We start from the raw sequence: 26411 nt of genomic DNA on the forward strand, positions 1-26411 counted from the left end.
ACCTAGGCTCGCGGATGGGCGTGGCGATAGATATCGAGCAACTGGGCGGCGTCTACCTGGGTGTAGATCTGGGTCGATGACAGGCTGGCATGGCCAAGCAGCTCCTGCAACGAGCGCAAATCGGCGCCTCCCGCCAACAAATGAGTCGCGAAACTGTGTCGAAGTGCATGCGGGGTCAGGCTGTCGGGTAGCCCGAGCCGGCGGCGTGCGGAGCGGACCGAACGCCTGACCAGGTCCGCATTGAGCGGCCCGCCTCGCGCGCCGAGGAATAATGGCGTGCTGCCGGTCAACGGATATGGACAGGCTTGTGTGTAAGCCGTGATCGCCTCGCGAACGGCGTCGACGACCGGTACGACCCGCGTCTTGTTGCGCTTCCCTGTGACGCGAAGAGTGCGGCCGATAGGCAGCACCGAAGCCGGAAGGCCCATGGCTTCGGCGATTCGCAGGCCGGAACCGTAGAGAAGCAGCAGAATCGCCATGTCGCGCGCAGCGGTCCAATCCTCGCTGGCGGAGCCGGCCTCTTCAGCCAAAGCGAGGGCGTCGTCGGGGCTCGCTGGGCGCGGCAAAGTGCGCGGGCGCTTGGGCGCACGCGTTCGCGGCAATTGCGGGATCTCGCCGAGATCTTCTGCGGCGAACGAAAGGAATGCACGAACCGCCGACATCTCGCGCGCCGCTGAGCTGGCGCCCAGTCCGCTGGCACGCCGATCGGCCAGGAAAGCGCGCAGATCCGATGCCGGTAGCGTCAGCAATCCGTAGCGGCCAATCTCTTCGCCGCGATGGCGGCCGAGGAATTCGAGAAAGCGGTGTGCTGTCGCGACATAGGCGCGCACGGTGTGCGGCGAGCGGCGACGGTCGTGAGCGAGGAAGCTGGCCCAGCGGACGGCGAGCGCCTGGGCAGGATGAGACAGGCCTATGTCGTCGGGTTGGTCAGCCACCGGCGGATCATAGCGGCGAGGCCGTTGCCAAGGAACAGCAGCAATTCCGAGCCGTGCCGGCCGTCGAGCTTCTGCTCGGAACGCTGGCCCAGCACGAGCAGACCGTAAGGCAGCGGGCTGTCGGCATCGATTCGGACTAGCGCTTCGGAGCGGATCAGGCTGCAGGCCGGGCCGAAAAGTGGATGGCCGCGCCCGACATTGCGCATTTCGACACCATCGACGCCCTTCACCGCCCTATCGACGATCTGCGGCGCGACGAATTGGACGCCATCAGCGTCGGCCCGGAATCCCTGGTCGCCAATGACCAGCGCCAGCGCGACAGAGTCGAGCCCGAGGATGAGCGGCCATTCCTGTGTAACGACGTGGAAGAGGCTCTCGAGACTATCGGTATCGAGCGCCGCCAGCATCGCTTCGTGGATCGATGCGACCGCGCCAGAATGGCCGCGGGCGAAGGCCAGAAGGTCCTGATTGGCCTCTTCGACCGCGCCGAGCCGTTCGCGCAGCCGCGCTACCGCGCGATCCTCGAAGGAAATCACCTTGCCCATGGCCGAAACGATACGCCCGAACCGGTTAATTTCCTACTTGCGTGCGCCGCCCCTACCCAATCTTTTGACCGGTCTTGTCCCAATCGGCGAGGAAGCTTTTGATGCCGGCGTCGGTCAGCGGATGCTTGAATAGCTGCTGGATGATTTTCGGTGGTGCAGTCATGACGTCGGCGCCGAGCTTCGCCGCTTCGACGACGTGCATTGGATGGCGGACACTGGCGACGAGGATCTGGGTCTCAAAGTCATACTGGTCGTAGATCTGGCGAACGTCGGCGATCAGTTCCATCCCGTTCTGCCCGATGTCGTCCAGGCGACCGACGAAGGGCGAGATGAAGGTCGCACCCGCCTTCGCGGCGAGCAGCGCTTGAGCTGCCGAAAAGCAGAGAGTCACGTTCACCATCGTCCCGTCGCTCGTCAGCTTCTGGCAGGTCTTGAGGCCGTCGGGGGTCAGCGGCACCTTGACCGCAATATTGTCGGCGATCTTCCGCAGCACTTCGGCTTCGCGCATCATTCCTGCGTGATCGAGCGCGACGACCTCGGCGGAAACGGGGCCCTTCACGATGCCGGCAATTTCCTTGACCACCTCGATGAAGTCTCGGCCGGATTTCTGCACCAGGCTCGGGTTAGTGGTGACTCCGTCCAGCAGGCCTTGGTCGGCGAGCTCACGGATTTCGGAGATTTCGGCGGTGTCGGCGAAGAACTTCATTGCGGTCCTCAGGATCAGGCTGGCTTGAAGCTGCGATAGCGACTGCTATCCCTCCCGTCATCCTATTCGCGAAGGACCCGTTGATGAGCGAGCATATCCAGGTCGAACGGCGAGGCGGTCGCCTCAGCATCCGCATGAACCGGCCGGAGCGGCGCAACGCCATCACCGTCGCCATGTATGCGGCGCTGGCCGACGCCATCGAGAACGCGGCCGACGACGACAGCATTCGCCTCATCACGCTGGAGGGCGTTGGCGAGGATTTCACCGCGGGCAACGACCTTGCAGACTTCATCGCCGAGATGCCGCCGCCTGGCACAACCGATATCCCGGTCTGGCGCCTGCTGAGGGCGCTGGCGAAGAACCAGGTTCCAATCCTCGCTGCAGTGCATGGCAATGCGGTGGGGATCGGGACCACCATGCTGTTCCATTGCGACATCGTGCTGGCCGAAGAAGGCAGCCGATTTGTCATGCCGTTCGTCGATCTCGGCCTGGTGCCGGAAGCGGCGAGTTCGCTGATCCTGCCGCGGCTGGCAGGGCGGCGCCGCGCGGCGCGCTATTTACTACTCGGCGAGAGCTTCGGCGCCGAGGAAGCGATGGAATTCGGGCTGGTGAGCCATGTCGTGCCGAGGGGAGAACTGGACTCAGCAGTGGTTTCCAAAGTCGATGCTTTGCTCGCAAAGCCTACAGAGGCCTTGCGCTTGACCCAGCGATTGCTGCGGCGGGAGGACACGGACGAAATCCTACAGCGAATGGAGCTGGAAAACGGCCACTTCGGCGAGCGGCTCACGTCCGACGAGGTGAAGCAGGCCATCGCCGCCTTCTTCGCGGCGCGGACCAAGAAGGCGTCCTAGCTCGCGACCCAGACGCGCTTCGAGCGCGTGACGGAAATATCCGGCCCCGGGAAAAGGAGCATGTCGGTCGACTGTGTGTAGGTCACGGTCAGGTCGAGATAGTTGGCGCCGTCAGCGGCGCCGGGGACCGGATCCTGGATCGTGAAATTCCCGGGCCCAATGCCGTAGACCGCGGCTTCGATCTTGTCGTGGATCTCTTGGTTGGTGGGTTGCGGATAGAGGGTCGCAAGACGTGCACCTTCGCCCAGGCCGTGCTGGATGCCCGACATGGCGCGGAAGACGAGGCCCATCTGCACCAACATCCAGAGCATGATGATGAGGGTTGGCAGAGCGAAGGCCATTTCGATGACCGCCGCGCCGCGCTCGTTGCGCCGAAGCTTGCGAAGCAGGCGCATCATTCCGTCCTCATGCCGGCGATTGTCGTGATGTGATACTTGCCGTTGTCGATCGCGGAGAAGTGATACGAGAAGAGCGGGTCGTAGTCGTAATCAACCTGGACCTGGATCCACCGGGACTCTTTCTGGCCCACCGGGCAATCATCGTCAGTGGCGGTCGTCTCCTTAAGAACGCCGTCGCACTCAAGCCGGTGCGTAACCGTGACGTCGGAGGTTGTCAGCGGCGCCGACTTGCAGGTGCCGTCCTCGTTGGTGCCATTGTACTGGCAGACGGCCTCGTTCGCGATCGTGTCCTCGACGGTCAATTCACCCGTCGTCTGCATGACCTTCTCGATCGAACGCTGAGCAGCCTGCTCCAGCCGCAGCTTGGAGCCAAATGCGTTCGCCATGTCGACGGTACCGATCGTCAGCAAAGCGAGCACGGGCGCGACGAGCGCCAGCTCGATGATGGCGGCGCCATCCTCGTCCGAACGAAGAGAGCGAACCAGGCGGATCACGCGACCAGCCTCACTTTTTGCGGGGCGGTGATCGCCGTGATGCCCTTGAGCGTGCAATTCTTGGTGAAGTTGTTGAGGCCCGAATTGCCCGACCAATAGATGCGCTTGGCGACGAACTGCGTGCAGGTCGCGGTGCCCGTGCCGGTGCCGTTATAGGTCAGCTGCTGGCTCGGGAAGTAGAGCACGCCCGTGACCTTCTGGGTCGAGTTGCCGTTGACCTTGTTCGGGCTCGACGCAGTGATGTTGCCGGTCGGTGCATCGTCGACGGCGCGGCGGTCCTGGTAGAGCGCCATTCCGGCCCATTTACCCGAGGTCATGGCTGTCGCGCTGATCGTTCCACTGGCGTTGTTGTCGAACTTGCCGATGGAGGCGGTCGTCGACGAATCTTTGTTCGTCAGCAACAGGACCGCATTGTCCAGAATCAGGTTACCCTGAATATCGGCGTTGCCGCCGTTGACGACAAAGACACCGTTTTTGAGCGTCAGCGCACGATTGCTCTGAACACTTAGCGAGGCAAAGCAGGCGCCGCCCGAAGTTGCGGCATCGGCGCCGTTGATCACCAAGCCGGTGTTGCCGTTGTTCACGGTCAGGGCCTTGCCTTTGTAGGCGGTGGTCGTATCCACGCAATTGTCGAAGTCGCCGTCAGCAGCCGACGGCGTCAGGTCCGCATAAGGATCTTCGAGCGACGGCGAGTAAGGCTGATAGCTGTTAATGTTCCAGGTCTTCGACTGCTGGATGCCGCCAGATGCCGCGAGCGTCGTGGCCGTCACGTTGGCGCTACCCTGACCCGCCGCTGCGTTGGTCGCCGTCGAATTGGTCATCATGCCGCAGTCCATGGTAATCGAGTTGTTACCCGTCGCCTGGATGCCGGTCTTGCTGTTGTTCTGAAGGCTGAGCACGCAGAATTCGCCCGAAACACCGACAGTGGCCGCCTGCGCGGTCGCGGTGATCATTGGCGCGGCGGCCATGAACATGGAGCTGAATGACAGCGAGCGCTGGACGCGCAGAACGACCCGAACCTGGTTCTTGTTGCTGCCCGCGTCAGCCGGATAGCTGAGCTGCGGATAGTTGGTCATCAGGTTGATGTTGGTGTGCTGGTTCAGCGCAAGATCGTGATCGACCGCCGTCGGCACGTTGTCGGTGCCGCCAGTATGCGCGACGCGGTCGTAGACGCCCGCAATAGCGGCCGAATCGGCTGCCCGCTGCAGCTGGCGCTTCCAGAGGGCCCACTGGATGGTGTCGGTGGCAAGGCCGGCCGAACCCAGCAAAAGCGGGAGCGCGGCAGCCGCCAGGATCAGCGCGTTGCCGCGCTTGTCATTCCACAAATTGCGAAGGTGTTTACGCATGCCGTCCTCTAGCCGCCGGTTAGATAGATGACGTGCATGTAGGCCGAACAAGGTGAGTAAAGGGTTCAAGCCAATGGTTAACGTTCGGCAAGCGGAACGAGTGTTCCAAATAAGGATGGCTAACCCAGAATAGTTTTCAGGAGTCGGCGAGCCCGAGCTGCATGTAGAGGGTGTCCAGCCAGCGCCCGAACTTGAAGCCGACCGACTTCATCCGGCCAGCCTCGACGAAGCCGAGGGAGCGGTGAAGGGCGACGGAGGCCGGCTCGGCACCGCCAACGACGGCGATCATCTGCCTGAACCTCTTGCCGCGCGCGGCAGCGATCAATTTGCCCAGCAGGGTTTTGCCGATACCCTGCCCCACATGGTCGGGCTGGATGTAGATGCTGTTTTCGCAGGTGAATGCATAAGCAGGACGGTCGCGGAACTGCGTCGCATAGGCATAACCGACGACCTGCCCGCCGGCCGTTGCGACGAGGAAGGGCCATCCTCTTCCCAAGACTGCTTCGATCTTCTCCTTCCAGAATGCGGCGGGCGGAGGAATCTCGTCGAAGCTGGCCGTCCCGTGGAGGACATGGTGGCCATAGATGGCGGCGATCGCGTCCGCGTCGTCAGCAGTGGCCGGCCTTATGTCGATCACGTGCGGCCTCCCCTTCGTGCAGGTCAGCGCGGTTATCAGAGATATTGAGCGTGGTTTCCAGCCGGCCGGTCAAACTGGCGTAGAGTCTGCTTTCGATCCAAATCGGCCTCTAGCCTTGGCCCGAAATCTCGACCCGCTACAGACATTTATCGATCAACGCCCTATCCTGTCTCTGGTGAAGACCTGGGGACGAGATGGATAAGAGAAAGCCACAAGGCCAATATCGGACGCAGCCCCAAGGAGGCCACGTACCGATGGTCTATGTCTGGGGCAGCGGCAGCCCGACCTATGTCACCGAAGCCGTCTACCGGGCGAAGGGCTATTTGCCTGCCTTCGAGGATCTTCCCACAGAAGACGAGTACGACGCCGCGAAGCCTTAAAGAACGAGAGTCGCGCGAAACTATCGCCTGGCGCTCTTGGTCGACCCATCGGCGTCCTTGTCGATCGGCATTCCCGCGTTGGCCCGGTCCCGAGACTGGCGGTCGAAGTCCTTGTTGGCGAGCCTTGCCGCGAGAGCATAAATTGCGATGAGTGCGGCCAGGCCACACCAAATGCTCACGAAGAAAAGGGGCATCACGGCAATCGTGAGCGGGACCAGCGCCAGTTTATACCAGTCCACGATTCATCCGAGGCGGCGGCGGTTTTCGCGCACCCGCTTTGCGTAAATACTGAGCGCCTTGCGAGCGGCCGATTGGGGAGAATTTACCTTGCCGCCAATCAGCGCCCCAGCCAGCTCCGCCCCAGCTTCGACCTTTTCGCTGATCATCCGCTCGACTTCCTGCCGGGCGACGGCGGGACCGCCCGCGATGATGCGCCAGGAGCGGAGGGCGACTACCATGGCGGCGTCGTCCCATAGTTGCGAGGTATCGAGCATCAGGCGAGGCCATTCGGCGGTCGTATTGGAGCGGGTCATGGGGATCCTTGGCCGAGGGAGAGAGGCGAGTGGCAACGTATGGTGAATTGGATTGGGCCCAGCCGAAGAGGCAGGAGCCGGAAATGTAAGTGAGGTTTTGCCGGCCATTTTGGCGCGCTCATCGGTCGTTGGCGGCCTTAGGGTCTGCCGGCAACGCCTGTGCCGACTTGCTACTTTCCACTGGCAAACTCTGTTCGCGGCTGCCCAGGCCCATGTCGAGGATCATGACGATTGGCGGGTCGCGCAACATGTCCTGAATGGTCTTGCTCATCTGTGAAATTCCTTCGGTTGAGTGCCGCCAGCGATCATGAAAAGGCGAAAAAAAGCGCACCTCCGATGGCTGTGACGGTCAGGAGTATCGGCAGTGCCCGTTTGGGCCAGGTATGTTCCATCATGTTGTGTTCCTTCATTGAAGCAAAGTGGTCGGACAGGCGGAGGATTACAGGCCTCCGCCTGTCCCCCTTGCGTTAGATCGAGTTCAGGTTGACTGCGCAGGGCTTGCCGTCCGTGCCCGTCCCCATCTCATAAGATAGGCGCTGTGCGGCCTGGGGATGGTCGCTGCGATTCCATTTGATTGCACTGTTTTCGAAGCGCAGGGCGTCGCCGCCGGCTTCCGGCTTGATCGAGCCAAAGCCCTTGTCCTTGTCGAACGACTGGACAGTTCCGAAGAGTTTCATGAAATTGATCCTTCCTTCCAGAACGGCCGGAATTGGCCGCTCGCGGCTAGAGAGGCGTCAAGGAGGGAATCAGGAGTGGCGTAACGCCTGGGACCGTCGATTACGACTGGTAGCCAAGCTTAGATGGGGATGAAGAGTGCGGAATGTAAGGAGGCCGCCGACGCCGATTGGCGCCAATGCAAATACGCGCGGCTCTTTCGAACCGCGCGCATCCGTGCCCCCGCTCTTCCGCAATCGCGCAAACTGTTACCCGCGGCGATTGCGGCTGATGTTGAGTTCCGTCACCTGGCCGCGATAATCGACGCGGCAGTTGAACCTGAGGTCAGCATAGGCCGCGTTATAGGCCTGGTTGCCATAGCCCTGGTTCGGATAACCGGGATTTGGGTAGGCCTGGTTCGGATAGCCAGGATTTGCCTGACCGTACTGTCCGTACTGGCCATACTGATTGTACTGGCCGTAGCCGCCCATGCGGGTGTCGATCAGGCCCGAAACCTTAAGGCCGTTGCGCTTGCGCTCGACGCCGGTGATGCCGACTACCTGCGCGTGGCCATAGGCCTGGTTGTACGCCTGGTTGCCATAGCCCTGATTGCCGTAAGCGTTGTTCCAGCGGCCATAGACGCCGCGGCGATTGTCCTGACTGACGCGAACTTCCACGGCACGGGCGCACTGGTCGACCGCGACGCGGTCGTTACCCTGGCCATAGGTGCCGTAGCGGCCGCCGCCGAGGACCGAATTGATCACCTGCCCGACTACGTTAGGCTGGCCGTAGCCCTGGTTGTACGTCGGCGGATAAGTCGGCGGATAATAAGTCTGGGCCGAAGCCGGAAAGGCAACAGCGGCGACGCTCGCGCCGGCAACACCGACGAGAAGCTTTGAAAATACTCTCATAACATTTCCTTCAAAAATGCAGCGAATTTCAGCGCTGTCGTTCAGTACAACAGCTGATGAGCTCTTTCGGATGCATTTAATGTGAATATCAATAAAGACAGCCGTTCATATTTATTCATGAACGTTATTTAAGAGTCGCGCTATTGGGCGCAGTCATCTGTCCGGCCGAGGCGCGCTCGTGCATGATCCGACACCCAGAGTCCGCTTTCCGCCCATTCCGGACTCTAGCGTGTCGCCGTCAGAACAGCCCTAATCCGCGCACCAGCGCCGCAGCCGCAGCCGCGAGCCAGATGCAGGCAATGGTCGCCGCTCCTCGCCGCGCCATGGTGAAATCGACCGAAACCGCGCGCTCACGCAATTCTGCCATGAGCGGCTTCGGGATCAGGCGTGCCGTGAGGAACATGCCGATCGCCAAAAGGAAAAGGTCGTCCATGTAGCCAATAACAGGGATGACATCGGGCGTCAGGTCGATTGGCGAAATGGCGGACGCCGACGTCAGGCCTGCGATCAGCTTCACATACCAGGGCGTTTGCGGTTCCCATGCCGCGAGCCACAAGGCGCCGGCGTCGCGCTGCGCGGCGTCCATCAGCGACTGGATACCGTGCCAGAGGCCGATGACGGCAGCGCTGATTGCTCCGAAGGCTGGCGCCACAACGGAAACCGGCTGCTCGATTGCCTCCGCGATGGGGGTCGTCGCCAGATATGCGGTGACGATCAGTGCAGCGGCTGCAGCCGAAGCCGCGACCGCCGCCGTCTTCGGGCGCAGCGCCGTTCCCGCAAGGCCCTTGTCCCAAAGCTCGGCCCAAAAGCGGCGCATGTCGCGTCGCTTTGAGCCGGAGCCTTCGGAAGCGGCGACAACGCCAATCTTCCTCGCGCCCTTATTGTTGAGATCGAGAGGGACCAGCCCGACCGGCTTCCCGGTCAACACCGCTTCGGTCACCATCGACATGCTGTCGCCCGTAACCACGACCTCGTCCGCGGCCGCGAACATGGCGGCAAGTCCGGATGTGCGCGAGGGTGCGATCCATCCATGCCGGGCATGCCGAAGCGCATTCCCTGCCGCGAGCAGAAGCTCGTCCGGAGTCCGCGGGCTTCCGCTGACCAGCAGCGAACCCCCGGCCGCATTGGCCTTTTCGGCGAGCGAACGGACGGTCTCGGCGACTCTTGCCGGCGCCAGCTCCCAATATTTGATCGACGCGCCAATCAACAGCAGCGTGCGGGGATGCGGAAGGTGGACGGCCCAATCGGCCGAGACGACATCGCTCGCGGTTGAAGCCGCAAGCGGCATCGGCACGACAACGACATTCGGGCCGCGCGGCTCAAGGTAATCGCGGGTGGCAAAGACAAGGTCGAAATGAGCCGGGTCGATGCGCGGATTGCCGAGGAAGACGACCCGCGAGCGGCCTTTGCTCCTCGCCTTGATAGCCCGGGCCACCGGCACGCTCCAGCGGCCAACGGCGATGACCAGCGGTGGCCAGGGCGGCGCCAGCTGTTTGCGGCTATCGCGATCTAGAGTGAGGAAGGTCGGTCCGAGGCGCAGCCCGAACCGCCGCAACCAATTATATTTGAGCTCTTTGGTTTCGAACGGCTGGCCGAGCGACTTTGCCAGTGCCAGAGCCTGGTTATTATCGCCGGTACGTGAGTAGAGCAGGACCCAGTTGCGCGTGTCGTCCAACGTCGATGCCTTCCGCCCCCGCGCGCCCTTTAGCGCCTGCGTCCGGCAACTGGAACCGAAATCATCGCTGACATCGTGATCGCTTGAAGCGATTCCGTATTACTCTTATAATACAGTTGAAGCCTTGCGCGGCGCTTGCCAGTGGTTCATCGCTGGAAGCGCAGTTTGCGCGGGCAGGGAGACGAACAAATGGCCAGTGATCCGGCAGGCACGGAAACGACGACGAAGACGGCGAACAAGCTGAAGCTCGACCCGCCCGAGGCGCTGCAGCCGGTGGCCGTGCAAGAGGCCGCGGGCCTGGTGCCGCTGAAGGACAGTGAGACCAGCGAACTCGACGACAAGGTCGCGAAATTCGTCAGCGAATTGGCGGCGCTGGACAGCAACAGCCCGGAATTCGGCAAGAAGGTCGACCAACTGACGGCGATGGGCCGCAAGGAAATCGCGGAAGCCGCCAATGCCTCGAACCGCTTCCTCGACCGGCCGGTGAAGGCGATCGACAGCGACACCGGCATCGGCGCCGACCTCGTCGAGCTTCGCCGCACCGTCGAGGAGCTGGACCCCAAGGAAAACAGCAAGTCCCTGACGACCCGCAAGTTCCTGGGGATCATCCCCTTCGGACGCCGCATCAACAATTATTTCGACAAATATCGCAGCTCCCAGACGCACATTTCGGCGATCCTCGGGCGACTGGGGAATGGCAAGGACGAGCTGTTGATGGACAATGCCGCCATCGACACCGAGCGCGCGGGCCTCTGGAAGACGATGCACCGCCTGGAGCAGATGATCCACATCTCCAAGGCGCTGGACGCGAAGCTCGAGGACAAGGCCAACGAGCTTGACGCGACCGAGCCGGCCAAGGCCAAGGCGATCCGCGAGACCGCGCTGTTCTATACGCGGCAGCGGACCACCGATTTGCTGACGCAGATGGCCGTGACGGTGCAGGGCTATCTCGCGCTCGACCTCGTCAAGAAGAACAATGTCGAGCTGGTGAAGGGCGTCGACCGCGCGTCGACGACGACGGTGTCGGCGCTGAGGACGGCGGTGACCGTCGCCCAGGCGATGACCAACCAGAAACTGGTGCTCGAGCAGGTCACGGCGCTGAACACCACCACCGCCAACATGATCGACTCGACCGGCGAAATGCTGCGGACGCAGACCGGCGCGATCCACGAGCAGGCGGCAAGCTCGACGATTCCGCTGGAGACGCTGCAGCGCGCCTTCCAGAACATCTATGACACGATGGACCAGATCGACCAGTTCAAGCTGACGGCGCTCGCCAACATGAAGCAGACGGTCGATACCCTGGGGAACGAGGTCGAGAAATCGAAGGGCTATATCGCGCGGGCCGAGGGCGTGGCGCAGAACAAGCTGGAAAGCGCCGCATCCCCGTTCACGCCCATTGAGAGCAAATGACCGGAGTAACCGACAAGGTTGACCGCGCGGTCGCACGCTTCGACCGCGTTACTGCGCAGCTGGATAGCCGCAGCGGGCTGGTGCGCGACGCGCGCAGGCGCGAACTCAAGCGGCTGAACGAGGGGCTGGTCGCGACGATCGTCAAGATCGGCCTCGCCGTCGGCGTCATCAGCGTGCTGACGATATTGGTAGGGCTCGTGACGCCGATCGGCATGTTCGGGTTCCTCGCTGCGGTCGGGCTCGCGATCGGCATAGGCGCGGCCATCGCGTTTTCCGGCGGCAAGGAAATCGCCAAGCCGGAAGTTACGCCGGACCTGCCGAACGGCGAAATGGTGCAGAGGTTCGACAGCTATATCTACCGGACGCGGGCGGCCCTGCCCGCCCCTGCGCAGGCCGAGATCGACCAAATGTCCGCGGCGCTGCCGGATCTCAAGAAGACGCTGGAGCGGCTGCCGACACTCGACCCCAGTGCGCAGGACGCGCGGCGGTTGATGTCGGTGCATTTGCCCGGCTTGATCGACAGATATCTGCACGTGCCACCCGCCTATCGCGGGGAGCTGGATGGCGAAGGTGTCAGTGTCGACGGGCGGCTGGTCGAAGCCTTGAACGCGGGCCGGAAGGCGCTGGCCGATATTTCCGAGAGTTTGGCGAAGGCCGATATGGCTGCGTTCGAGACGCAAGGGCGCTTCATCCAGACCCGCTACGGTGAGGAAAAGATCGACTAGGCGATGACACCGGCGCTACGGAGGCGCTCGATTTCGGCTGCTCCTAGCCCGAACTCCGTCAAAACCTGGTCCGTGTGCTCGCCGAGCGCGGGCGGCGGGAGATCGGCGTCGGCGCGCTGGCCATTGAAACGCAGTGGCGATCCGACGGTCGGGATTTCGCCGAGCGCGCCGGAGCCGAAATGGCGGACGGTTTTGCGGTGCTCCGCCTGAGGGTCACCGAGGGCCTGGCTGATGCGGTTGATCGGTCCGGCCGGGATGCCCGCAGCTTCGAGCCTGTCGAGCCACTCTGCTGCGGGCTTGCTGGCGATGCGTTCGGCGATCAGCGGCACGAGTATGTTGCGGTTGGCGACGCGGTCGGCGTTGGAGGCGAAGCGCGCGTCGTTTGCCCATTCGGGGGCACCGACCAGGTCCGCGAGTCGGGCGAACTGGCGGTCGTTGCCGACGGCGATGATGATCGGCTGATCGGCGGCCTCGAACGGCTGGTAGGGCACGATATTGGGATGCGTATTGCCCTGCCGCGGCGGATCCTTGCCCGAGATGAGGGCATTGGTCGCCTGGTTGGCGAGCATCGCGAGCTGGGTGTCGAAGAGCGACAAATCGATGGTCGCGCCCTCCCCTGTCACATGGCGCTGGTTGAACGCGGCGAGGACAGCGTTGCTGGCGTAGAGGCCGGTGAAGAGGTCGACGACAGCGACGCCGACCCGCATCGGTCCGCCGCCGGGCTCGCCGTCGGGCAGGCCGGTGATGCTCATCAACCCGCCCATGCCCTGGATGATGTAATCGTAGCCGGCGCGATCGGCGTAGGGGCCGTCCTGCCCGAAGCCGGTGATCGACGCGTAAACGAGGCGCGGATTTGCGGCACGGAGGGTCGAGGCATCGAGGCCGAACTTGGCGAGGCCGCCGACCTTGAAGTTTTCGACGACGACGTCGCTGGCCGCCGCCATCTTGCGGACGAGCGCCGCTCCTTCAGGCTGGGAGAAATCGATGGCGGCGGACTTCTTGCCGCGGTTGGCGGCGAGGAAATAGGCGGCGACCTTCTCGTCCCCATGGCTGTGCCACGGCGGACCCCAGTGGCGTGTGTCGTCGCCGGCGCCGGGCCGTTCGATCTTGATCACTTCCGCGCCCAAATCGGCGAGCAATTGCGTGCACCAGGGGCCGGCGAGGACGCGGCTCAAATCGAGGACGCGGATTCCGTCGAGCGGCTTCAACGGCGACGGCGCCAAGGCTTGCGGTCGGCGAGGATGGCGCGGGCTGCATTATGGCCGGGAGCGCCGGTGACGCCTCCGCCAGGATGCGCGCCCGAGCCGCAGAGGTAGAGGCCCTTCAGCGGCATGCGGTAATCGGCATGGCCGACCATCGGCCGGGCGCTGAACAATTGGTCGAGGCCCATCTTGCCGTGGAAGATGTCGCCGCCGATCAGGCCGAAGCGCCGTTCGAGATCGAGGGGTGAGTGGATCTGGCGGCCGAGGACCGAGGCGGCAAATCCGGGCGCGTGCGCATCCACCGTCGCAATGATCTGGTCGGCCGCCTTGTCCTTTTCCTTGTCCCAGCTGCGCCCCGGGCCAAGATTGTAACGGAAGTGCTGGCAGAACAGCGATGCGACATGCTTGCCCTTGGGCGCGAGTGTCTTGTCGAGGGTCGAGGGAATCAGCATCTCGATGATCGGCTGCTTCGCCCAACCGTCCTTCTTCGCATCGACGAAGGCGCGATCCATGTAATCGAGGCTCGGCGCCATGATGATGCCGGCTGTCAAATGATCGCCTTTCTTCGGAAGTACGGTGAACTTGGGCAATTCCGACAGTGCGACATTCATCCGGAAGGTCGCGCTTTCGCAAGACCAATGCTCCATATGGCTTTCAAACGTCTGATTTACCGCGCCTTTTGGCACCAGTCGGTCGAACAGCAGGCGTGGATTTACGCCTGCGGCAACAATTGTCGAACGCCAAGCTTTGCCGCCTGCAACAACGCCCGCGGCTCGCCCTTTGTCGATGATGATTTCCTCGACCGGATGGCCAAGCAGGATGTCGACCCCTTTTTCGCGGCAGGCATGAGCCATGGCCTGGGTGATGGAGCCCATCCCGCCGATGGCATGGCCCCAAGCGCCGGGGACTCCTGCGGCTTCGCCGAACAAATGGTGGAGAAGCACGTAGGCAGTGCCAGGCGTATAGGGTGAAGCGAAGTTGCCGACGATGCCGTCGAAACCGAACAGGGCCTTGGCAAGGTCGCCCTTGAAGTGACGGTCGAGAATGTCGCCGGCGTTCTTGGTGGCGAATTCATGGACGATGCGGATTTCGTCGGTCTTCAAACCAGCAAGGTCACGGCCCATCGAGGCCAGCGCCCTCAGTCCGCGCACTCCTGAGCCAGCGTTGGGAGGGGTCCGCAAAATCCATTTCTGGATCAGCGGGACGACCGTCTCCAGCTCCTTCATGTAGCGGTCGTAGCCGTCGCCGTCGGCGGCGTTGTGGCGGACGATTTCCTTGCGGGTTAGCCCGCCACGGCCGGCAAGCAGATAGGCGCCGTCGCCGGGCAGGAAATTGTCGAGCTTGCGAAGCACCACCTTCAGCCCATGCCGCTCCAGTTGCATGTCGCGGATGACCTTGGGATTGAGCAGGCTGACGGTGTAGCTGGCGGCGCTGTTGCGGAAGCCGGGCAGGAACTCGTCGGTGATCGCGGCACCGCCGACATTCGCCGAGGCCTCGAGGACCGCGACCTTGAGGCCCTTCTTCGCCAAATAATAAGCGCAGGTAAGGCCATTGTGGCCGGCCCCGATGATGATCGCGTCGTGCTGCAAATGGTCCCCCGGAACGAGCTTAACGCATAAGCACAAGCTCTTCCGACATGGTCGGGTGGAGCGCAATGGTGGCGTCGAAATCGGCCTTCTTGAGGCCGGCCTTCACAGCGATGGCCGCGGCCTGGAGGATCTCCGGCGCGTCCGGGCCGATCATGTGGATGCCGACAACGCGGTCGTTCGAACCATCGACGACCAGTTTGTAGAGCGAGCGCTCGTTGCGGCCGGCAAGCACGTTCTTCATCGGCCGGAAGTCGGAGGTGTAGGTGCGGACGGAGCCGAGCTTGTTGCGGGCCTGCCCCTCGGTCATGCCGACCCCGGCCAAGGGCGGGTGGCTGAACACGGCGCTGGGGATGCAATTGTAGTCGACCCGCCACGGCTTGTTGCCGAAGACCGTGTCGGCGAAGGCATGGCCCTCGCGGATGGCTACGGGCGTCAGCTGGACGCGGTCGGTGACATCACCGACGGCGTAGATGCTGGGCACGTTGGTGCGACTGTCCTCATCGACCATGATCTCGCCCTTTTCGCCGACCTTGATGCCGGCCGCCTCGCAGCCGAGGCCTTCGACATTCGGCTGGCGGCCGGTGGCGAACAGGACCGCATCCGCCTCGATATGGTCGCAGCCTTCCATGGTCAGGAACAGCGAACCGTCGTCGCGCTTCTCGATCTTCCTGAAGATCGAATTGAAGCGGAATTCGATGCCCTTGGTCAGCGAAATCTGCAGCAGGCGGTCGCGGATCTGTTCGTCATAGCCGCGCAGGATCACGTCGGACCGATTGACGATCGTCACATGGCTGCCGAACTGGTGGAAGATGCCGGCGAATTCGTTGGCGATGTAGCCGCCGCCGGCGATGACGATCCGCTTCGGAAGCTGTTCGAGCAGGAACGTCTCGTTCGAGGTGATCGCATGTTCGATGCCCTCGATGTCCGGCATGGCCGGGCGTGCGCCGGTGGCGATCAGGATATGCTTGGCCCGAATTTCCTCGCCCGATGAGAGGCGAACGCTGTTGGGCCCGGTCAGCTCGGCACGTTCATGGAAGATCTTCACGGAATGGTTGTCGAGGGTCTGCTTATAGAGCCCCTCGAGTCTGCCGACTTCGGCAAGGACATTGTCGCGCAAGACGGGCCAGCTGAATTCGCACTTGGGGACGTCCCAGCCGAACATGGCAGCGTCGTTCAAATCCTCGGCGAAATGCGCGCCGTAGACGAGCAGCTTCTTGGGCACGCAGCCGCGGATGACGCAGGTGCCGCCGACCCGGAACTCCTCGGCGACTGCGACCTTGGCGCCGTGCGCGGCGGCGATCCGCGAGGCGCGGACCCCGCCGGAACCGGCGCCAATGACGAACAGGTCGAATTCACTCAAAGCCCTGCCCTTTCGATGAGCGCGCGTGTCGACGCGTCGAAGCCGTCGCGGGATTCCGGTTCGCCGAGCTGGCGCGCCAGGCGCTTGCCTAGCTCGACGCCGAACTGATCGAACGGGTCGATGCCGAGCAGGACCGCATTGGCGAAGACGCGGTGTTCGTAAAAGGCGATCAGCGCGCCAAGCGTCCGCGGGTCGAGACGGTCGAGGAGGATGGTCGCGGACGGCCGGTTGCCGGGGCAGGCGCGATAGGGGTCATCGCTCTGCTCGCCCGCCATGAGCGCGGCTCCCTGGGCGAAGGCATTGAGGAGCAGCGCGCGATGGTGCGCGGGGTCCTGCCCGTCTTCATGCTCAGTGACGGCGATGAACTCGACAGGGATCGTGTCGCTGCCCTGGTGGAGCAATTGGAAGACGGCATGCTGCGCGTCGGTGCCGACGCCGCCCCAGGTGACAGGGGCTGACGGCCGTCCGAGAGGCTTGCCGTTTTCGCTCACGGACTTGCCGTTCGATTCCATCTCCAGCTGCTGGAGGTATGAAGACAGCAGGCGAAGCCGCTCATCATAGGCAAAGACGGCGCGCGACTGGCAGCCGAGCTTCTGGCGATAGAGCAAATCGGCGAAAGCGGCGAGGATCGGCGCGTTCGCGGCGGGGGGAGCGAGGCGGAAATGGCGGTCCATCTCGGCTGCGCCCTCGAGCAATTCCTCGAACGCCTGCCAGCCGAGCGCCAAAGCCGCCGAGAAACCGACCGCCGACCAGAGCGAGTAGCGGCCGCCGACGCCTTCATCGAAGGGAAGGATACGGGTTTCGTCGATGCCGAAACGCAGCGCCTCGTCCGGATTGGCGGTGATGGCGATGACCCGGCCATAGGGATCGTCGATCCCGGCATCCTTCAGCCATTTCAATGCGGATTCGAGGTTGAGCAGCGTTTCCGAGGTCGTGAAGGTCTTGGAGACGGCAACGATCAGCGCCGTTTCCGGATCGAGCGGGTCGACGGCGTCGTCGAACGCCTGGCCGTCGATGTTGGAGAGGACGCTGACGCCATAGCCGCCTAGGTTGCGGCCCAATGAGTCGAGCAACAGTTCCGGCCCCAGGGCCGAGCCGCCGATGCCGATATGCAGGACGCTGTGGACCTCGCCGAATGCGCCGCCTTCGATGGCGTCGATCAGCGAGCGCATGCGCTGGTGGCGGCCGGCGGCCTGGGCGACATGAGCCGGATCACCCTGCCCGCGCTCGGCGACGTGGGTCGCGGCGCGGCCTTCGCTCACATTGGCGATGGTACCGGCGAACAGCTCATTGCGAGCACCGGCCAGGTCCTGCGCCTCCGCGAGGTTGTCGAACGCGTCGATCAGCGCCGCATCGAGGTGGGTCTTCGACCATTCGAAATGAATGCCGGCGATGTCGAGCGACAGGCGCGAAAGGCGGTCGGGCTCGGCAACAAACAGATCGCCGAGCGGCACCAGCTCATGGCCTTCAATCTTCGCCCAGGGATCGCCGCTTTTGGCCCGTTCGCTCATCGCCGCCCTCTTAGAGCCTGCAATGCCAAATGCCACCCCGCTTGACCTGAAGCGGGCGGGTCGAAACAAGGCCGCCAATGTCTTACGCCGTAACCGAGACCGACAGGGCCTCCGCCAAGCGCGGGTTGTGGCCGCAAATCCGATTCTATGTGCTCCTGGCGATCGGCGCGTGGATCCTCCGCAGCCTGATCATCGCCCCGTTCAGCATCCCATCGGGATCGATGCTGCCGACCATGGCGATCGGCGACTATCTGTTCGTGACAAAGTGGCCCTACGGCTATTCGAAATACAGCTTCCCGTTCCAGTTCCCGGCCTTCAAGGGGCGCATCTTCGCAGGCATGCCGAAGCGCGGCGACGTCGTCGTCTTCAGCCGGCCGGGATCGGACGAGGACTGGGTGAAGCGGGTCATCGGCCTGCCCGGCGACACGATCGCGGTCGATGACGGCCAGCTGGTCATTAACGGCCAGCGCATCCCCAAGGAGAGCGAGGACATGATCGGTGTGCCGGTCAGCCCCAACAGCCCCTGCCGGGTGGCCCAGGGCGCCGAGGCGCAGGTGGTCGAGGCTGGCGGCGAGACGCTCTGCCGGTATCCTGTCTATCGCGAGCGGCTGCCGGACGGTCGCAACTGGCTGGTGATCGACCAGGTCGACGATCCCCGCGGCGACCATTTCGGGCCTGTGAAGGTGCGGGCTGGCCATGTCTTCCTGATGGGCGACAACCGCGACGACAGCCTGGACAGCCGATATCAGCCTTACGAGGGCGGCCTCGGCCCGGTGCCGATCGATCATATCGTCGGCCGCGCCGGCTTCGCCTTCTGGTCAACCGACGGCAGTGCCAGCTATTGGCTGCCTTGGACCTGGTTCACGGCCCTTCGGCCGGAGCGTATCGGCAAGGGTTACCGTCCATGAGCGATTTTGCGGCGTTCATCGAAAAGGCCATGGGGCGTCCGGCCGGCGACCTGGCGTTGTACGAGCGCGCGGTCACGCATGCGAGCGTCGGCAAGGACAGTTACGACCGCCTGGAATTCCTGGGCGACCGGGTGCTTGGCCTTGCCGTGTCGAAATGGATCTACGAGCGGTTTCCCGGCGAACCGGAAGGCCAGATGTCGCGGCGGTACAATGCCCTGGTTGCGCGTGAGACCTGCGCCGAGGTCGGGAGGGCGCTGGGCGTGCCCGGGCAGATCAAGCTCGGCAAGCAGGCGCGCGAGGACCGCGCCAGCGACAGCGACAATGTCGTCGGTGATGTGGTCGAGGCGCTGATCGGGGCCCTGTTCCTGGAGGCGGGATTCGAGGCGGCGGAGGCTTTCATCCGGTCGGCCTGGGGCGGCTATGTCGATAGCCAGAAGCGCGCCCCGCAGCACCCCAAGTCGGCTTTGCAGGAACTGGTCGCTGACATGAGCCTTGCGCCGCCGGTCTATGAGGTCATCGGCCGCGCCGGCCCGCATCATGCGCCGACCTTCCGCGTCCGGGTTTCCGTCAAGAATGGCGGCGAGGCGGAAGGGGAAGCGAAGAGCAAGCAGGACGCCGAGACGGCGGCGGCCGCGGCGTTGCTGGAGAAATTGCGTTGACCCAGCGCTGCGGCCTGGTGGCGGTGCTTGGCGCGCCGAACGCCGGCAAATCGACGCTGGTGAATGCGCTGGTCGGGCAGAAGGTCGCGATCGTCAGCCCAAAGGCGCAGACGACGCGGGCGCGGCTGATGGGCATTGCCATCGAGGGCGACGCGCAGATGCTGCTGGTCGACACTCCGGGCATTTTCGACCCCAACCGCAGGCTCGACCGGGCGATGGTCGCGGCGGCCTGGGAAGGTGCGGTCGGGGCGGACCGGGTGCTGCTGACGATCGATGCGGCGGCGAAGGTCGGCGCGCGGGTCGAGGCGGCGCTGGAAGGTTTCGAGAAGCGGAGCGAGCCGAAGGTCATCGTCCTCAACAAAGTCGACATCACCAACAAGGACGATTTGCTGGTGCTGGCGGCGAAGCTGTCGGAGCGGTTCAAGCCCGAAGCAATCTTCATGATCTCGGCGACCGAAGGCGACGGGGTCGCGGACCTCAAGCAGCATCTCGCCGACGCCATGCCCGAGGGGCCGTGGCATTATCCCGAAGACCAGCTTTCCGATGCGACCGACCGCATGGTCGCAGCGGAAATGACGCGCGAGCAGCTCTACCTGCAACTGCATGCCGAACTACCCTATGCGTCAGCGGTCGAAACGGAGAAATGGGAAGACCGCAAGGACGGTTCGACCGTCATCCACCAGCAGATCCTGGTCGAGCGCGACAGCCAGAAAGCCATCGTTCTCGGCAAGGGTGGATCCAAGCTGAAGGCCATTGGCGCGGCCGCGCGGGCTGAGATTTCAGAGCATCTCGGCCGCAAGGTGCATCTGTTCCTGCACGTGAAGGTCAATCCGCGCTGGGACGAGGATCGCGGCCTTTACAAGGAAATCGGGCTCGAGTGGGTCGGCTAACAGCGAGCTGAAGCTTGCACTGTCCGCTTGAAAGGCGCAGATTCCCGGCCGCTCGGGCAAGGGGGTCGTCATGGCCAGGGCACGAGTTTTCTTCATCTCCAACCGCAATTTGCAGCCGGACAACAAGACGGCGGTGTTCGGCGCGCGCTTCAATCCGGATGGGGTCGCGGCGCTTCGCTACGGCTGGGCGGATTTCGAGCCCGGCGCTGGGCGGGCAGCGCAGGTCAACGTTTATTCCGAAACGCCGGCCAAGGATCCCGCGGGCGGTTTCATCAAGGTGGGCAGCGCCGCCTTCTTCGACGATTTGAAGGCTCAGATGAGCAAGGGCGGCAGGGACACCGTCGTCTTCATCCACGGCTTCAACGAGAGCTTCAGCGACGCGCTGCTCGCCGCCTCGCGGATCTCGACGCAGACGATCATCAACGGCAAGCCGGTGAATGTCGTCGTGTTCAGTTGGCCGTCCGACGGCAAGATGATCCCTTGGATGTCCTATTACAGCGACCGCGACGACGCCCGCTCATCGGGAGCAGCGGTAGCGCGGGCATTCCTGAAACTCGTCGATTTCTTCGGCGAAATGCCTGAGGCGGAAGTCTGCGGGCAGGCGCTACACCTGCTTGCCCACAGCATGGGCGCCTATGTGCTCCGCAACGGCCTCCAGGCGCTGATCGCCAAGGACCCGACGAGGCTCCTGCGGGTCTTCCAGGAGATCATCCTCGCCGCTCCCGACGAGGACGACGACGCCTTCGAGACGGACCAGAAACTGCGGCTCTTGCCCAGGCTGGGGCGCCGGGTGACCGTCTATCACAATGAAGGCGACCGAGCCCTCTTCATCTCCGACAAGACCAAGGCCAATCCCGACCGGCTTGGCGCCGACGGCCCGCGCATGCTCGACCTCTTGCCCAAGAAGGTCGTCACGGTCGATTGCAGCCGCGTCGCGGCCACCGCCGACGCGACTTCCCGCCACACCTTCTTCATCAATTGCCCGCCGGTCAGCGCCGACCTTGGGGCGACACTGCATGGAGTGGATTCGGCGCTGATCCCCAATCGCGACGTGATCCGGGCCGAACGGGCCTATCGCATACGGGGTTAGGCGAGCACTTCTTCGACCCATTCGGGCACAAGGTCCCTGGCGCGCCCAAGACGAGTTTCGTTGAAGAAAAGACTGCCCTGGCTCGGTTCCAGGTTCATTTCGATGCAGTGGGCCCCGCAATAGCGGGCGGACTGGACGAAGCCGGCGGCCGGGTAGACCGCACCTGAGGTTCCGATCGAGACGAAGAGGTCGGCATTGCGGAGAGCGGCGTCGATGCGTTCCATGTCGTAGGGCATTTCGCCGAACCAGACGATGTCGGGACGGACCTGGCCGGTGGTTTGGCAGGACGGGCAACTCGCGCCCTCGCCCATCGGGCCGGACCAGCTGAAGCGCTGGTCGCAGGCAAGGCACCAGCCGCTGGTCAGCTCACCATGCATGTGGAGCAGGCGCTTGGCCCCTGCCCGCTCATGGAGGTCATCGACATTCTGGGTGACGATCAGCAGCTCTCCCGGCCATTCGGCATCGAGCCGGGCCAGCGCATGATGGGCGGCATTGGGTTCGACTTCAGAGAGCCGCGCCCTGCGCGCGTCGTAGAATTGATGCACCAGCGCCGGGTCGCGGCGATAAGCCTCGGGCGTCGCGACATCTTCAACATGATGGCCTTCCCACAGGCCGTCGGCGCCCCGGAATGTGGCGAGGCCGCTGTCGGCGCTGATCCCCGCGCCGGTCAGGATGACGATGTTGCGGACGTCCATCGCCCGACCAATATTCTGTCTCAGGGGAGACGCAACAGGCGGCGGTTTACTCCGCGATCAACCGTCGCGGCAGCAAAGTTTGCCAGCTCAAGTAATATTATTGACACCAATGTCAGTTATAGGCGTTATACGTCTATGGTGAGCCAGGCCTACCATCACCCGATCGGCATCCACGCCGAGGACATCGACCACATGGGTCATGTCAACAATAGCGTGTACCTGAAATGGGTGCAGGAAGCGGTGGTGCGATACTGGGAGAGCCTGGCCCCGCCTGACGCCATCGCAGGCCACCTCTGGGTCGCGCTGAAGCACGAGATCTCTTACCGGCGGCCAACCTTCCTGGACGATATCGTCTTCGCCGATGTCATCGCCGAGAAGGTCGAGGGCGCGAGGGCCCTGTTCACGACCGTCATCAAGCGCGGTGAGGACGTGCTGGCCGAAGTGCAGAGCACCTGGTGCTGCCTCGATGCGGCGTCGCTGCGGCCCGCGCGACTGGCGCGCGATATCGTCGCAAGGTTCCTGCCTAAGGATTGACCCCGCTTGCGCACGACACCGGCCGGTGATTGTCTCGCCGCCGCACCGACTCGTGCATGACGCAAGGGGGCAATCATGAGAACAGCGACATATTTGCTCGTGGGCGTGGCGTTGGGCCTGACGGCCTGCAAACCAGCCGAGGACAAGGCGGCGGCTCAAAAAGTCGACAAGGCTGCCGTAGAGCAAGCCATTCGCGACAAGGAAACGGGTTGGATGGCGGCCTATAACAAGCGCGACGCAGCGGCGCTCCAGGCTGAATATGACGACGATGCAGCCGTTGCCGGTTTCGGCATGGCGATGGCGAGCGATATCGCAGCCCGCAAGACGATGCTGGAAGGCGTCGCGGCCGACCCGGCTCTGAAGGTCGAATTCGCCAGCGACCGAATCACCGTCGCCGATTCAGGCGAGCTGGCTTCCAGCCGCGGCCATTACACGATCACCTTCACCGACACGGCGACGAAAAAGCCGAAAACCGAGAGCGGCACCTATTTGACCGTCTATCGCAAGGCTGCCGATGGCAGCTGGAAAGCGATCGAGGATATGACGACGGCAGGGCCGGCAGCCGATGCCGCGGCTGCGACGGCTGCGACGGCGACGCCAGCGGCCGACAACGCGACGCATTAGACTTTCGCGGCGGATCGTTGTTCATGCGGGCATGACCAAGCCCAACATTCGCGTCGGCATCGGCGGCTGGAACTACGCGCCGTGGCGGGACAATTTCTATCCCAAGGGCCTCGCCCAGTCGAAGGAGCTGGAATATGCCGCCAGCCGCCTCGGCGCGATCGAGATCAACGCCACTTTCTATGGCCGTCAGAAGCCGGCGAGCTGGGAGAAATGGGCGAAGACGGTCCCCGACGACTTCCAATTCGCGATCAAGGCGTCGCGCTTCTGCGTGTCGCGGTCGAAGCTTGCCGAGGGTGCGGAATCCATCGCCAATTTCGTCGGCCAGGGCTTCTCGGTTCTCGGACCGAAGCTGGGGCCGATCCTCTGGCAGTTCCAGGCGCGCCGTAGGCTCGAACTCGACGACATCGCTGCGTTCCTGAAGCTGCTGCCGAAGGAGGTCGACGGCGTCCGGTTGCGGCACGCGCTCGAACCGCGCCATGAGAGCTTCCAGGACGAAAATTTCTTCGCGCTCTGCCGTGAGCATGACGCAGCCGTCGTGTTCGACGACGCCGACGAATATCCGACCATCGAAGCTGATACGGCGAGCTTCACCTACGCCCGGCTGCAGCGGATGAATTCCGACATTCCGACCGGCTATGACGCGACTGCACTCGATCGCTTCGAGACCAAGGCGCGCCGATGGGCCAAGGACGGGCGAGATTGCTATGTCTTCATGATCAACGGCGCCAAGGAGCGCGCGCCCGCCGCCGCTATGGCCTTGCAGGACTTGCTTCGCTAACCCGTTGCCCATGCGCAGTGACGAGCAGCCGATCCGCATCACCCTGATCGCCCCCAGCGGCCGCATGGGCCGTGCCATCGCAGAAGCGGCCGAAGCCGACGGCGGTTTCACGATCGATGCAGATCATGGCGACGTCATCGTCGACTTCTCGGCTCCAGCCGCGCTGCAGGCGAGCCTTGACCGGGCGGTGAGCGCCGGCGTGCCGATCCTGATCGGGACGACCGGGCTGGACGACCTCGCCGCCAATCGCATCGAAATTGCCTCGCGCGAAGTCGCGGTGCTGCGCGCCCCGAACACGTCGCTGGGGATCGCCGTCCTCTCCGACCTGGTCGAGCGTGCGGCGGGCATGCTCGGTACCGACTGGGACATCGAAATCATCGAAATGCATCATCGGATGAAAGCGGACGCGCCTTCGGGCACCGCGCTGGCGCTCGGCGATGCCGCGGCGCGCGGCCGTGGCGGCAAGGCGACCGAAGAACGGTTCCGCCTTGGCACCGGCCTAACGCGAGAGCCGGGTGCGATCGGCTATGCCGCGCTGCGCGGCGGCACGGTTCCGGGGGATCATGATGTCGTATTCGCCGGATCGGACGAGCGAGTGATCCTCTCGCATCGCGCCGAGAGCCGGACAATCTTCGCCCGCGGCGCGCTGGCCGCCGCCCGCTTTCTGCTTGGCAAGCCGGCGGGGCTTTATTCGATGCGGGACGTCATCGGCGCGCTGTGAAGAAGGACGAGATTTTCGAATTCTTCCGGCGCCTGGCGGAGCTCAATCCGGATCCGCAGACCGAGTTGGAGTTCAAGGACCCCTATACGTTGGTCGTCGCCGTTGCCCTGTCGGCGCAGGCAACAGACGTTTCGGTCAACCTCGCCACTCGCAGGCTTTTCAAGGTCGCGGATACGCCCGCGAAAATGGTCGCGCTCGGCGAAGAGGGCCTGAAGGACTTCATCAAGACCATCGGCCTGTTCAACACCAAGGCCAAGAACGTCATCCTGCTATCCCAGAAGCTGATCGACGAATTCGGCGGCAAGGTGCCGGAGGACCGGGCGGCACTGGAGAGCCTGCCGGGGGTCGGACGGAAGACCGCCAATGTCGTGCTCAACACGGCCTTCGCGCAGGAGACCTTTGCGGTCGACACGCACATTTTCCGCGTCGGCAACCGCACTGGGCTGGCGCCGGGCAAGACGCCGCTCGATGTCGAACTGAAGCTGGAAAAGGTCGTACCGCAGCCCTTCCGGCGCGGGGCGCACCACTGGCTGATCCTGCACGGACGCTACATCTGCAAGGCGCGGAAGCCCGAATGCTGGCGCTGCCCAGTGATCGACCTTTGCGCCTTCAAGCCGAAGACGCCGGCGCCTACCGCCAAGTCCGCTGGAAGCGCGAGCCCAGCCCGGTAAGCAATTCGTATTGCGACATGTCGCTGACCATCGACGAATATTTCAGGTCGAATTCGATCTCGACCCAGTCTCCCTCGGCGATTTGAACGCCGTCGCAGGCGATGATCAGAAGATCCATCGACACCCTGCCGAGCACCGGGAGAATTTCGCCGCCGAACCTGGCACCGCCGCGGTTGGAGAAACCGCGGAAATAGCCGTCGGCGTAGCCGATGTTGACGACCACCGCGTCTCGGTCGAAGTCCGGAACAAAGGTCGCGTTGTAGCCCACAGTTTCGCCGGCAAGAATGCGGCGGCGTTGGATCACCTGAGCCTCAAGAAAAGCGACCTGGCGTATGTGACCTTCGGCTTCCCTGCGCGGAATGCCGCCGTAAAGGGCGAGGCCGGGCCGGACGAGGTCGAAGCTATAGTCGGTGCCAAGGCAAATGCCGGCAGAATTGGCGAGGCTGTGACGCCGCGCCGGAATGCTCGAGACCGCCGCACGAAAGCGCTCGAGCTGAATCGCGTTAAGTGGATGATCCTCGTCGGCGCAGGCGAGATGGCTGAGCAATGTTTCGATGTTGAGGCCATCGAGCACGCCCGCTTCTTCCGGCCTTAGCCCAAGGCGGTTCATGCCCGTGTCGATCATCACATCGCAGGGCTGGCCGCCGCCGATCGCCTTCCATCGCGCAACCTGCTCTGGCGAATTCAGCGTGGGCCGGGCGTTGCCGATGGCATCGTCGGGACCGGGGCCGTGAAGGACGGACAGTGACAGCCCGTCCAGAATCGGGCCCAATTGCTCGGCTTCCCACCAGGTTGAAACCAGGAAGTCGCGGCAACCGGCCTCCGCCAGGGCCTCCATCGTGCCGCGCGCGCCGATACCGTAACCGTCGGCCTTGATCGCGGCGCCGGCTGCGGTGCCCGCCTTTTGCGAAAGCCAGCGCCAGTTGGACTGGAGCGCGGCGCGGTCAAGGGTGAGGCGGAGCGGCTGGTGCATTAC

32 protein-coding genes are annotated in these 26411 nt (G+C 63.7%); 13 read left to right on the plus strand and 19 right to left on the minus strand.

Features of this window, described 5'->3' with window-relative positions:
• Positions 1 to 2: 2 nt before the first annotated feature.
• Genes LZ536_RS03550 through fsa form a run of 3 tightly spaced genes read right to left on the minus strand, consistent with a single transcriptional unit; the run spans position 3 to position 2186 of the window.
• The gene (locus tag LZ536_RS03550; protein ID WP_431357911.1) at positions 3 to 935 is read right to left on the minus strand and encodes a tyrosine recombinase XerC; all 933 of its coding nucleotides are present in this window, start codon (positions 933 to 935) and stop codon (positions 3 to 5) included.
• The gene (locus LZ536_RS03555) at positions 911 to 1480 is read right to left on the minus strand and encodes a DUF484 family protein (protein ID WP_249846914.1); all 570 of its coding nucleotides are present in this window, start codon (positions 1478 to 1480) and stop codon (positions 911 to 913) included. Before LZ536_RS03555 ends, LZ536_RS03550 begins: the two co-directional genes overlap by 25 nt.
• Positions 1481 to 1532: 52 nt before the next feature.
• The gene (fsa, locus tag LZ536_RS03560; RefSeq protein ID WP_249846915.1) at positions 1533 to 2186 is read right to left on the minus strand and encodes a fructose-6-phosphate aldolase; all 654 of its coding nucleotides are present in this window, start codon (positions 2184 to 2186) and stop codon (positions 1533 to 1535) included.
• Between the two features lie 83 nt (positions 2187 to 2269).
• Between fsa and LZ536_RS03565 the strand changes: the two genes are divergently transcribed.
• The gene (locus LZ536_RS03565; protein WP_249846916.1) at positions 2270 to 3037 is read left to right on the plus strand and encodes an enoyl-CoA hydratase-related protein; all 768 of its coding nucleotides are present in this window, start codon (positions 2270 to 2272) and stop codon (positions 3035 to 3037) included.
• Here LZ536_RS03565 and LZ536_RS03570 read toward each other — a convergent pair.
• The 4 genes from LZ536_RS03570 to LZ536_RS03585 all read right to left on the minus strand — a co-directional run bounded on the left by LZ536_RS03570 (position 3034) and on the right by LZ536_RS03585 (position 5912).
• Positions 3034 to 3435 carry a TadE/TadG family type IV pilus assembly protein gene (locus LZ536_RS03570; protein ID WP_249846917.1) on the minus strand — a complete coding sequence of 134 codons (402 nt, stop codon included), beginning with the start codon at positions 3433 to 3435 and terminating at the stop codon, positions 3034 to 3036. The two genes, LZ536_RS03565 and LZ536_RS03570, sit on opposite strands and share 4 nt — an antisense overlap.
• Positions 3432 to 3929, minus strand: coding sequence for a TadE/TadG family type IV pilus assembly protein (locus LZ536_RS03575; RefSeq protein ID WP_249846918.1), 498 nt, complete (start codon positions 3927 to 3929; stop codon positions 3432 to 3434). The genes LZ536_RS03570 and LZ536_RS03575 overlap by 4 nt, the downstream gene beginning before the upstream one ends.
• Entirely contained in the window at positions 3926 to 5275 is a 1350-nt protein-coding gene (locus LZ536_RS03580) for a pilus assembly protein TadG-related protein (protein WP_249846919.1), read from the minus strand. Before LZ536_RS03580 ends, LZ536_RS03575 begins: the two co-directional genes overlap by 4 nt.
• Before the next feature lie 136 nt (positions 5276 to 5411).
• Positions 5412 to 5912, minus strand: a complete 501-nt coding sequence (locus LZ536_RS03585) for a GNAT family N-acetyltransferase (protein ID WP_249846920.1) — start codon at positions 5910 to 5912, stop codon at positions 5412 to 5414.
• A gap of 254 nt (positions 5913 to 6166) precedes the next feature.
• Here LZ536_RS03585 and LZ536_RS13025 point away from each other — a divergent pair, with 254 nt between their 5' ends.
• Entirely contained in the window at positions 6167 to 6292 is a 126-nt protein-coding gene (locus LZ536_RS13025) for a hypothetical protein (protein ID WP_283938380.1), read from the plus strand.
• Between the two features lie 20 nt (positions 6293 to 6312).
• Here LZ536_RS13025 and LZ536_RS03590 read toward each other — a convergent pair whose 3' ends face one another.
• The 6 genes from LZ536_RS03590 to LZ536_RS03615 all read right to left on the minus strand — a co-directional run bounded on the left by LZ536_RS03590 (position 6313) and on the right by LZ536_RS03615 (position 10065).
• Complete coding sequence (locus LZ536_RS03590; protein ID WP_249846921.1) at positions 6313 to 6531, minus strand: hypothetical protein; 219 nt, start codon at positions 6529 to 6531, stop codon at positions 6313 to 6315.
• A 3-nt stretch (positions 6532 to 6534) separates the two neighbouring features.
• A complete protein-coding gene (locus LZ536_RS03595) occupies positions 6535 to 6825 on the minus strand; it encodes a hypothetical protein (RefSeq protein WP_249846922.1) in 291 nt (96 codons plus the stop codon).
• Positions 6826 to 6943: 118 nt separating this feature from the next.
• Positions 6944 to 7096 carry a hypothetical protein gene (locus LZ536_RS03600; RefSeq protein WP_249846923.1) on the minus strand — a complete coding sequence of 51 codons (153 nt, stop codon included), beginning with the start codon at positions 7094 to 7096 and terminating at the stop codon, positions 6944 to 6946.
• A 196-nt stretch (positions 7097 to 7292) separates the two neighbouring features.
• The gene (locus LZ536_RS03605) at positions 7293 to 7502 is read right to left on the minus strand and encodes a cold-shock protein (RefSeq protein ID WP_249846924.1); all 210 of its coding nucleotides are present in this window, start codon (positions 7500 to 7502) and stop codon (positions 7293 to 7295) included.
• A 246-nt stretch (positions 7503 to 7748) separates the two neighbouring features.
• Positions 7749 to 8390, minus strand: coding sequence for a hypothetical protein (locus tag LZ536_RS03610; protein ID WP_249846925.1), 642 nt, complete (start codon positions 8388 to 8390; stop codon positions 7749 to 7751).
• 238 nt (positions 8391 to 8628) lie between these two features.
• Positions 8629 to 10065: an ELM1/GtrOC1 family putative glycosyltransferase gene (locus LZ536_RS03615; protein ID WP_249846926.1), complete on the minus strand. Its 1437-nt coding sequence runs from the start codon at positions 10063 to 10065 to the stop codon at positions 8629 to 8631.
• 189 nt (positions 10066 to 10254) lie between these two features.
• Between LZ536_RS03615 and LZ536_RS03620 the strand changes: the two genes are divergently transcribed.
• Both LZ536_RS03620 and LZ536_RS03625 read left to right on the plus strand, forming a co-directional pair.
• Entirely contained in the window at positions 10255 to 11478 is a 1224-nt protein-coding gene (locus LZ536_RS03620; RefSeq protein ID WP_249846927.1) for a toxic anion resistance protein, read from the plus strand.
• Positions 11475 to 12203 (plus strand): hypothetical protein, encoded by a 729-nt coding sequence (locus tag LZ536_RS03625; protein ID WP_249846928.1) that lies wholly within the window; start codon positions 11475 to 11477, stop codon positions 12201 to 12203. Before LZ536_RS03620 ends, LZ536_RS03625 begins: the two co-directional genes overlap by 4 nt.
• Here the strand turns inward: LZ536_RS03625 and LZ536_RS03630 are convergent.
• From LZ536_RS03630 to pgi, 4 genes are read right to left on the minus strand one after another with little or no spacing between them, the layout of a single operon-like run.
• Complete coding sequence (locus LZ536_RS03630) at positions 12200 to 13411, minus strand: CaiB/BaiF CoA transferase family protein (protein ID WP_249846929.1); 1212 nt, start codon at positions 13409 to 13411, stop codon at positions 12200 to 12202. The genes LZ536_RS03625 and LZ536_RS03630 overlap by 4 nt on opposite strands.
• Positions 13408 to 14994, minus strand: coding sequence for a phytoene desaturase family protein (locus LZ536_RS03635; protein WP_249846930.1), 1587 nt, complete (start codon positions 14992 to 14994; stop codon positions 13408 to 13410). Before LZ536_RS03635 ends, LZ536_RS03630 begins: the two co-directional genes overlap by 4 nt.
• Positions 14995 to 15013: 19 nt before the next feature.
• A complete protein-coding gene (gorA, locus tag LZ536_RS03640) occupies positions 15014 to 16354 on the minus strand; it encodes a glutathione-disulfide reductase (protein WP_249846931.1) in 1341 nt (446 codons plus the stop codon).
• Positions 16351 to 17865, minus strand: coding sequence for a glucose-6-phosphate isomerase (gene pgi / locus LZ536_RS03645; protein ID WP_249846932.1), 1515 nt, complete (start codon positions 17863 to 17865; stop codon positions 16351 to 16353). Before pgi ends, gorA begins: the two co-directional genes overlap by 4 nt.
• A gap of 77 nt (positions 17866 to 17942) precedes the next feature.
• Between pgi and lepB the strand changes: the two genes are divergently transcribed.
• From lepB to LZ536_RS03665, 4 genes are all read left to right on the plus strand, one after another.
• Positions 17943 to 18773 carry a signal peptidase I gene (gene lepB, locus LZ536_RS03650; protein WP_249846933.1) on the plus strand — a complete coding sequence of 277 codons (831 nt, stop codon included), beginning with the start codon at positions 17943 to 17945 and terminating at the stop codon, positions 18771 to 18773.
• Positions 18770 to 19432 carry a ribonuclease III gene (rnc, locus tag LZ536_RS03655; protein ID WP_249846934.1) on the plus strand — a complete coding sequence of 221 codons (663 nt, stop codon included), beginning with the start codon at positions 18770 to 18772 and terminating at the stop codon, positions 19430 to 19432. The genes lepB and rnc overlap by 4 nt, the downstream gene beginning before the upstream one ends.
• A complete protein-coding gene (gene era, locus LZ536_RS03660) occupies positions 19429 to 20322 on the plus strand; it encodes a GTPase Era (protein ID WP_249846935.1) in 894 nt (297 codons plus the stop codon). Before rnc ends, era begins: the two co-directional genes overlap by 4 nt.
• A gap of 70 nt (positions 20323 to 20392) precedes the next feature.
• Entirely contained in the window at positions 20393 to 21412 is a 1020-nt protein-coding gene (locus LZ536_RS03665) for an alpha/beta hydrolase (protein ID WP_249846936.1), read from the plus strand.
• Here the strand turns inward: LZ536_RS03665 and LZ536_RS03670 are convergent.
• Entirely contained in the window at positions 21409 to 22107 is a 699-nt protein-coding gene (locus LZ536_RS03670; RefSeq protein ID WP_249846937.1) for an NAD-dependent deacylase, read from the minus strand. The two genes, LZ536_RS03665 and LZ536_RS03670, sit on opposite strands and share 4 nt — an antisense overlap.
• Positions 22108 to 22242: 135 nt before the next feature.
• On the opposite strand from LZ536_RS03670, the gene LZ536_RS03675 reads away from it, so the two are divergent.
• The 5 genes from LZ536_RS03675 (at position 22243) to nth (ending at position 25435) form a co-directional block, all read left to right on the plus strand.
• Positions 22243 to 22641: an acyl-CoA thioesterase gene (locus LZ536_RS03675; RefSeq protein ID WP_249846938.1), complete on the plus strand. Its 399-nt coding sequence runs from the start codon at positions 22243 to 22245 to the stop codon at positions 22639 to 22641.
• A gap of 75 nt (positions 22642 to 22716) precedes the next feature.
• Positions 22717 to 23265: a YybH family protein gene (locus LZ536_RS03680; RefSeq protein WP_249846939.1), complete on the plus strand. Its 549-nt coding sequence runs from the start codon at positions 22717 to 22719 to the stop codon at positions 23263 to 23265.
• Between the two features lie 31 nt (positions 23266 to 23296).
• Entirely contained in the window at positions 23297 to 24043 is a 747-nt protein-coding gene (locus LZ536_RS03685) for a DUF72 domain-containing protein (protein ID WP_249846940.1), read from the plus strand.
• 10 nt (positions 24044 to 24053) lie between these two features.
• Positions 24054 to 24764, plus strand: coding sequence for a 4-hydroxy-tetrahydrodipicolinate reductase (gene dapB / locus LZ536_RS03690; RefSeq protein WP_249846941.1), 711 nt, complete (start codon positions 24054 to 24056; stop codon positions 24762 to 24764).
• Positions 24761 to 25435 (plus strand): endonuclease III, encoded by a 675-nt coding sequence (gene nth, locus LZ536_RS03695; protein WP_249846942.1) that lies wholly within the window; start codon positions 24761 to 24763, stop codon positions 25433 to 25435. Before dapB ends, nth begins: the two co-directional genes overlap by 4 nt.
• Here the strand turns inward: nth and LZ536_RS03700 are convergent.
• On the minus strand, positions 25395 to 26408 hold the full coding sequence (locus tag LZ536_RS03700) for an alanine racemase (RefSeq protein WP_249846943.1): 1014 nt from the start codon (positions 26406 to 26408) through the stop codon (positions 25395 to 25397). The two genes, nth and LZ536_RS03700, sit on opposite strands and share 41 nt — an antisense overlap.
• Positions 26409 to 26411: the final 3 nt, after the last annotated feature.

The sequence above is a fragment of the Sphingomonas alba genome, assembly GCF_023516555.1.
GTDB lineage: Bacteria > Pseudomonadota > Alphaproteobacteria > Sphingomonadales > Sphingomonadaceae > Sphingomicrobium > Sphingomicrobium album.

What these genes read in the sequence shown, in the direction of transcription:
- LZ536_RS03555 (WP_249846914.1), bottom strand. Translation starts at nt 1,480, where the DNA reads ATGGGCAAGGTGATTTCCTTCGAGGATCGCGCGGTAGCGCGGCTGCGC.
- fsa (WP_249846915.1), bottom strand. Translation starts at nt 2,186, where the DNA reads ATGAAGTTCTTCGCCGACACCGCCGAAATCTCCGAAATCCGTGAGCTC.
- LZ536_RS03565 (WP_249846916.1), top strand. Translation starts at nt 2,270, where the DNA reads ATGAGCGAGCATATCCAGGTCGAACGGCGAGGCGGTCGCCTCAGCATC.
- LZ536_RS03570 (WP_249846917.1), bottom strand. Translation starts at nt 3,435, where the DNA reads ATGATGCGCCTGCTTCGCAAGCTTCGGCGCAACGAGCGCGGCGCGGCG.
- LZ536_RS03580 (WP_249846919.1), bottom strand. Translation starts at nt 5,275, where the DNA reads ATGCGTAAACACCTTCGCAATTTGTGGAATGACAAGCGCGGCAACGCG.
- LZ536_RS13025 (WP_283938380.1), top strand. Translation starts at nt 6,167, where the DNA reads ATGGTCTATGTCTGGGGCAGCGGCAGCCCGACCTATGTCACCGAAGCC.
- LZ536_RS03595 (WP_249846922.1), bottom strand. Translation starts at nt 6,825, where the DNA reads ATGACCCGCTCCAATACGACCGCCGAATGGCCTCGCCTGATGCTCGAT.
- LZ536_RS03600 (WP_249846923.1), bottom strand. Translation starts at nt 7,096, where the DNA reads ATGAGCAAGACCATTCAGGACATGTTGCGCGACCCGCCAATCGTCATG.
- LZ536_RS03605 (WP_249846924.1), bottom strand. Translation starts at nt 7,502, where the DNA reads ATGAAACTCTTCGGAACTGTCCAGTCGTTCGACAAGGACAAGGGCTTT.
- LZ536_RS03610 (WP_249846925.1), bottom strand. Translation starts at nt 8,390, where the DNA reads ATGAGAGTATTTTCAAAGCTTCTCGTCGGTGTTGCCGGCGCGAGCGTC.
- LZ536_RS03620 (WP_249846927.1), top strand. Translation starts at nt 10,255, where the DNA reads ATGGCCAGTGATCCGGCAGGCACGGAAACGACGACGAAGACGGCGAAC.
- LZ536_RS03625 (WP_249846928.1), top strand. Translation starts at nt 11,475, where the DNA reads ATGACCGGAGTAACCGACAAGGTTGACCGCGCGGTCGCACGCTTCGAC.
- pgi (WP_249846932.1), bottom strand. Translation starts at nt 17,865, where the DNA reads ATGAGCGAACGGGCCAAAAGCGGCGATCCCTGGGCGAAGATTGAAGGC.
- lepB (WP_249846933.1), top strand. Translation starts at nt 17,943, where the DNA reads ATGTCTTACGCCGTAACCGAGACCGACAGGGCCTCCGCCAAGCGCGGG.
- rnc (WP_249846934.1), top strand. Translation starts at nt 18,770, where the DNA reads ATGAGCGATTTTGCGGCGTTCATCGAAAAGGCCATGGGGCGTCCGGCC.
- LZ536_RS03665 (WP_249846936.1), top strand. Translation starts at nt 20,393, where the DNA reads ATGGCCAGGGCACGAGTTTTCTTCATCTCCAACCGCAATTTGCAGCCG.
- LZ536_RS03670 (WP_249846937.1), bottom strand. Translation starts at nt 22,107, where the DNA reads ATGGACGTCCGCAACATCGTCATCCTGACCGGCGCGGGGATCAGCGCC.
- LZ536_RS03675 (WP_249846938.1), top strand. Translation starts at nt 22,243, where the DNA reads ATGGTGAGCCAGGCCTACCATCACCCGATCGGCATCCACGCCGAGGAC.
- LZ536_RS03680 (WP_249846939.1), top strand. Translation starts at nt 22,717, where the DNA reads ATGAGAACAGCGACATATTTGCTCGTGGGCGTGGCGTTGGGCCTGACG.
- LZ536_RS03685 (WP_249846940.1), top strand. Translation starts at nt 23,297, where the DNA reads ATGACCAAGCCCAACATTCGCGTCGGCATCGGCGGCTGGAACTACGCG.
- dapB (WP_249846941.1), top strand. Translation starts at nt 24,054, where the DNA reads ATGCGCAGTGACGAGCAGCCGATCCGCATCACCCTGATCGCCCCCAGC.
- LZ536_RS03700 (WP_249846943.1), bottom strand. Translation starts at nt 26,408, where the DNA reads ATGCACCAGCCGCTCCGCCTCACCCTTGACCGCGCCGCGCTCCAGTCC.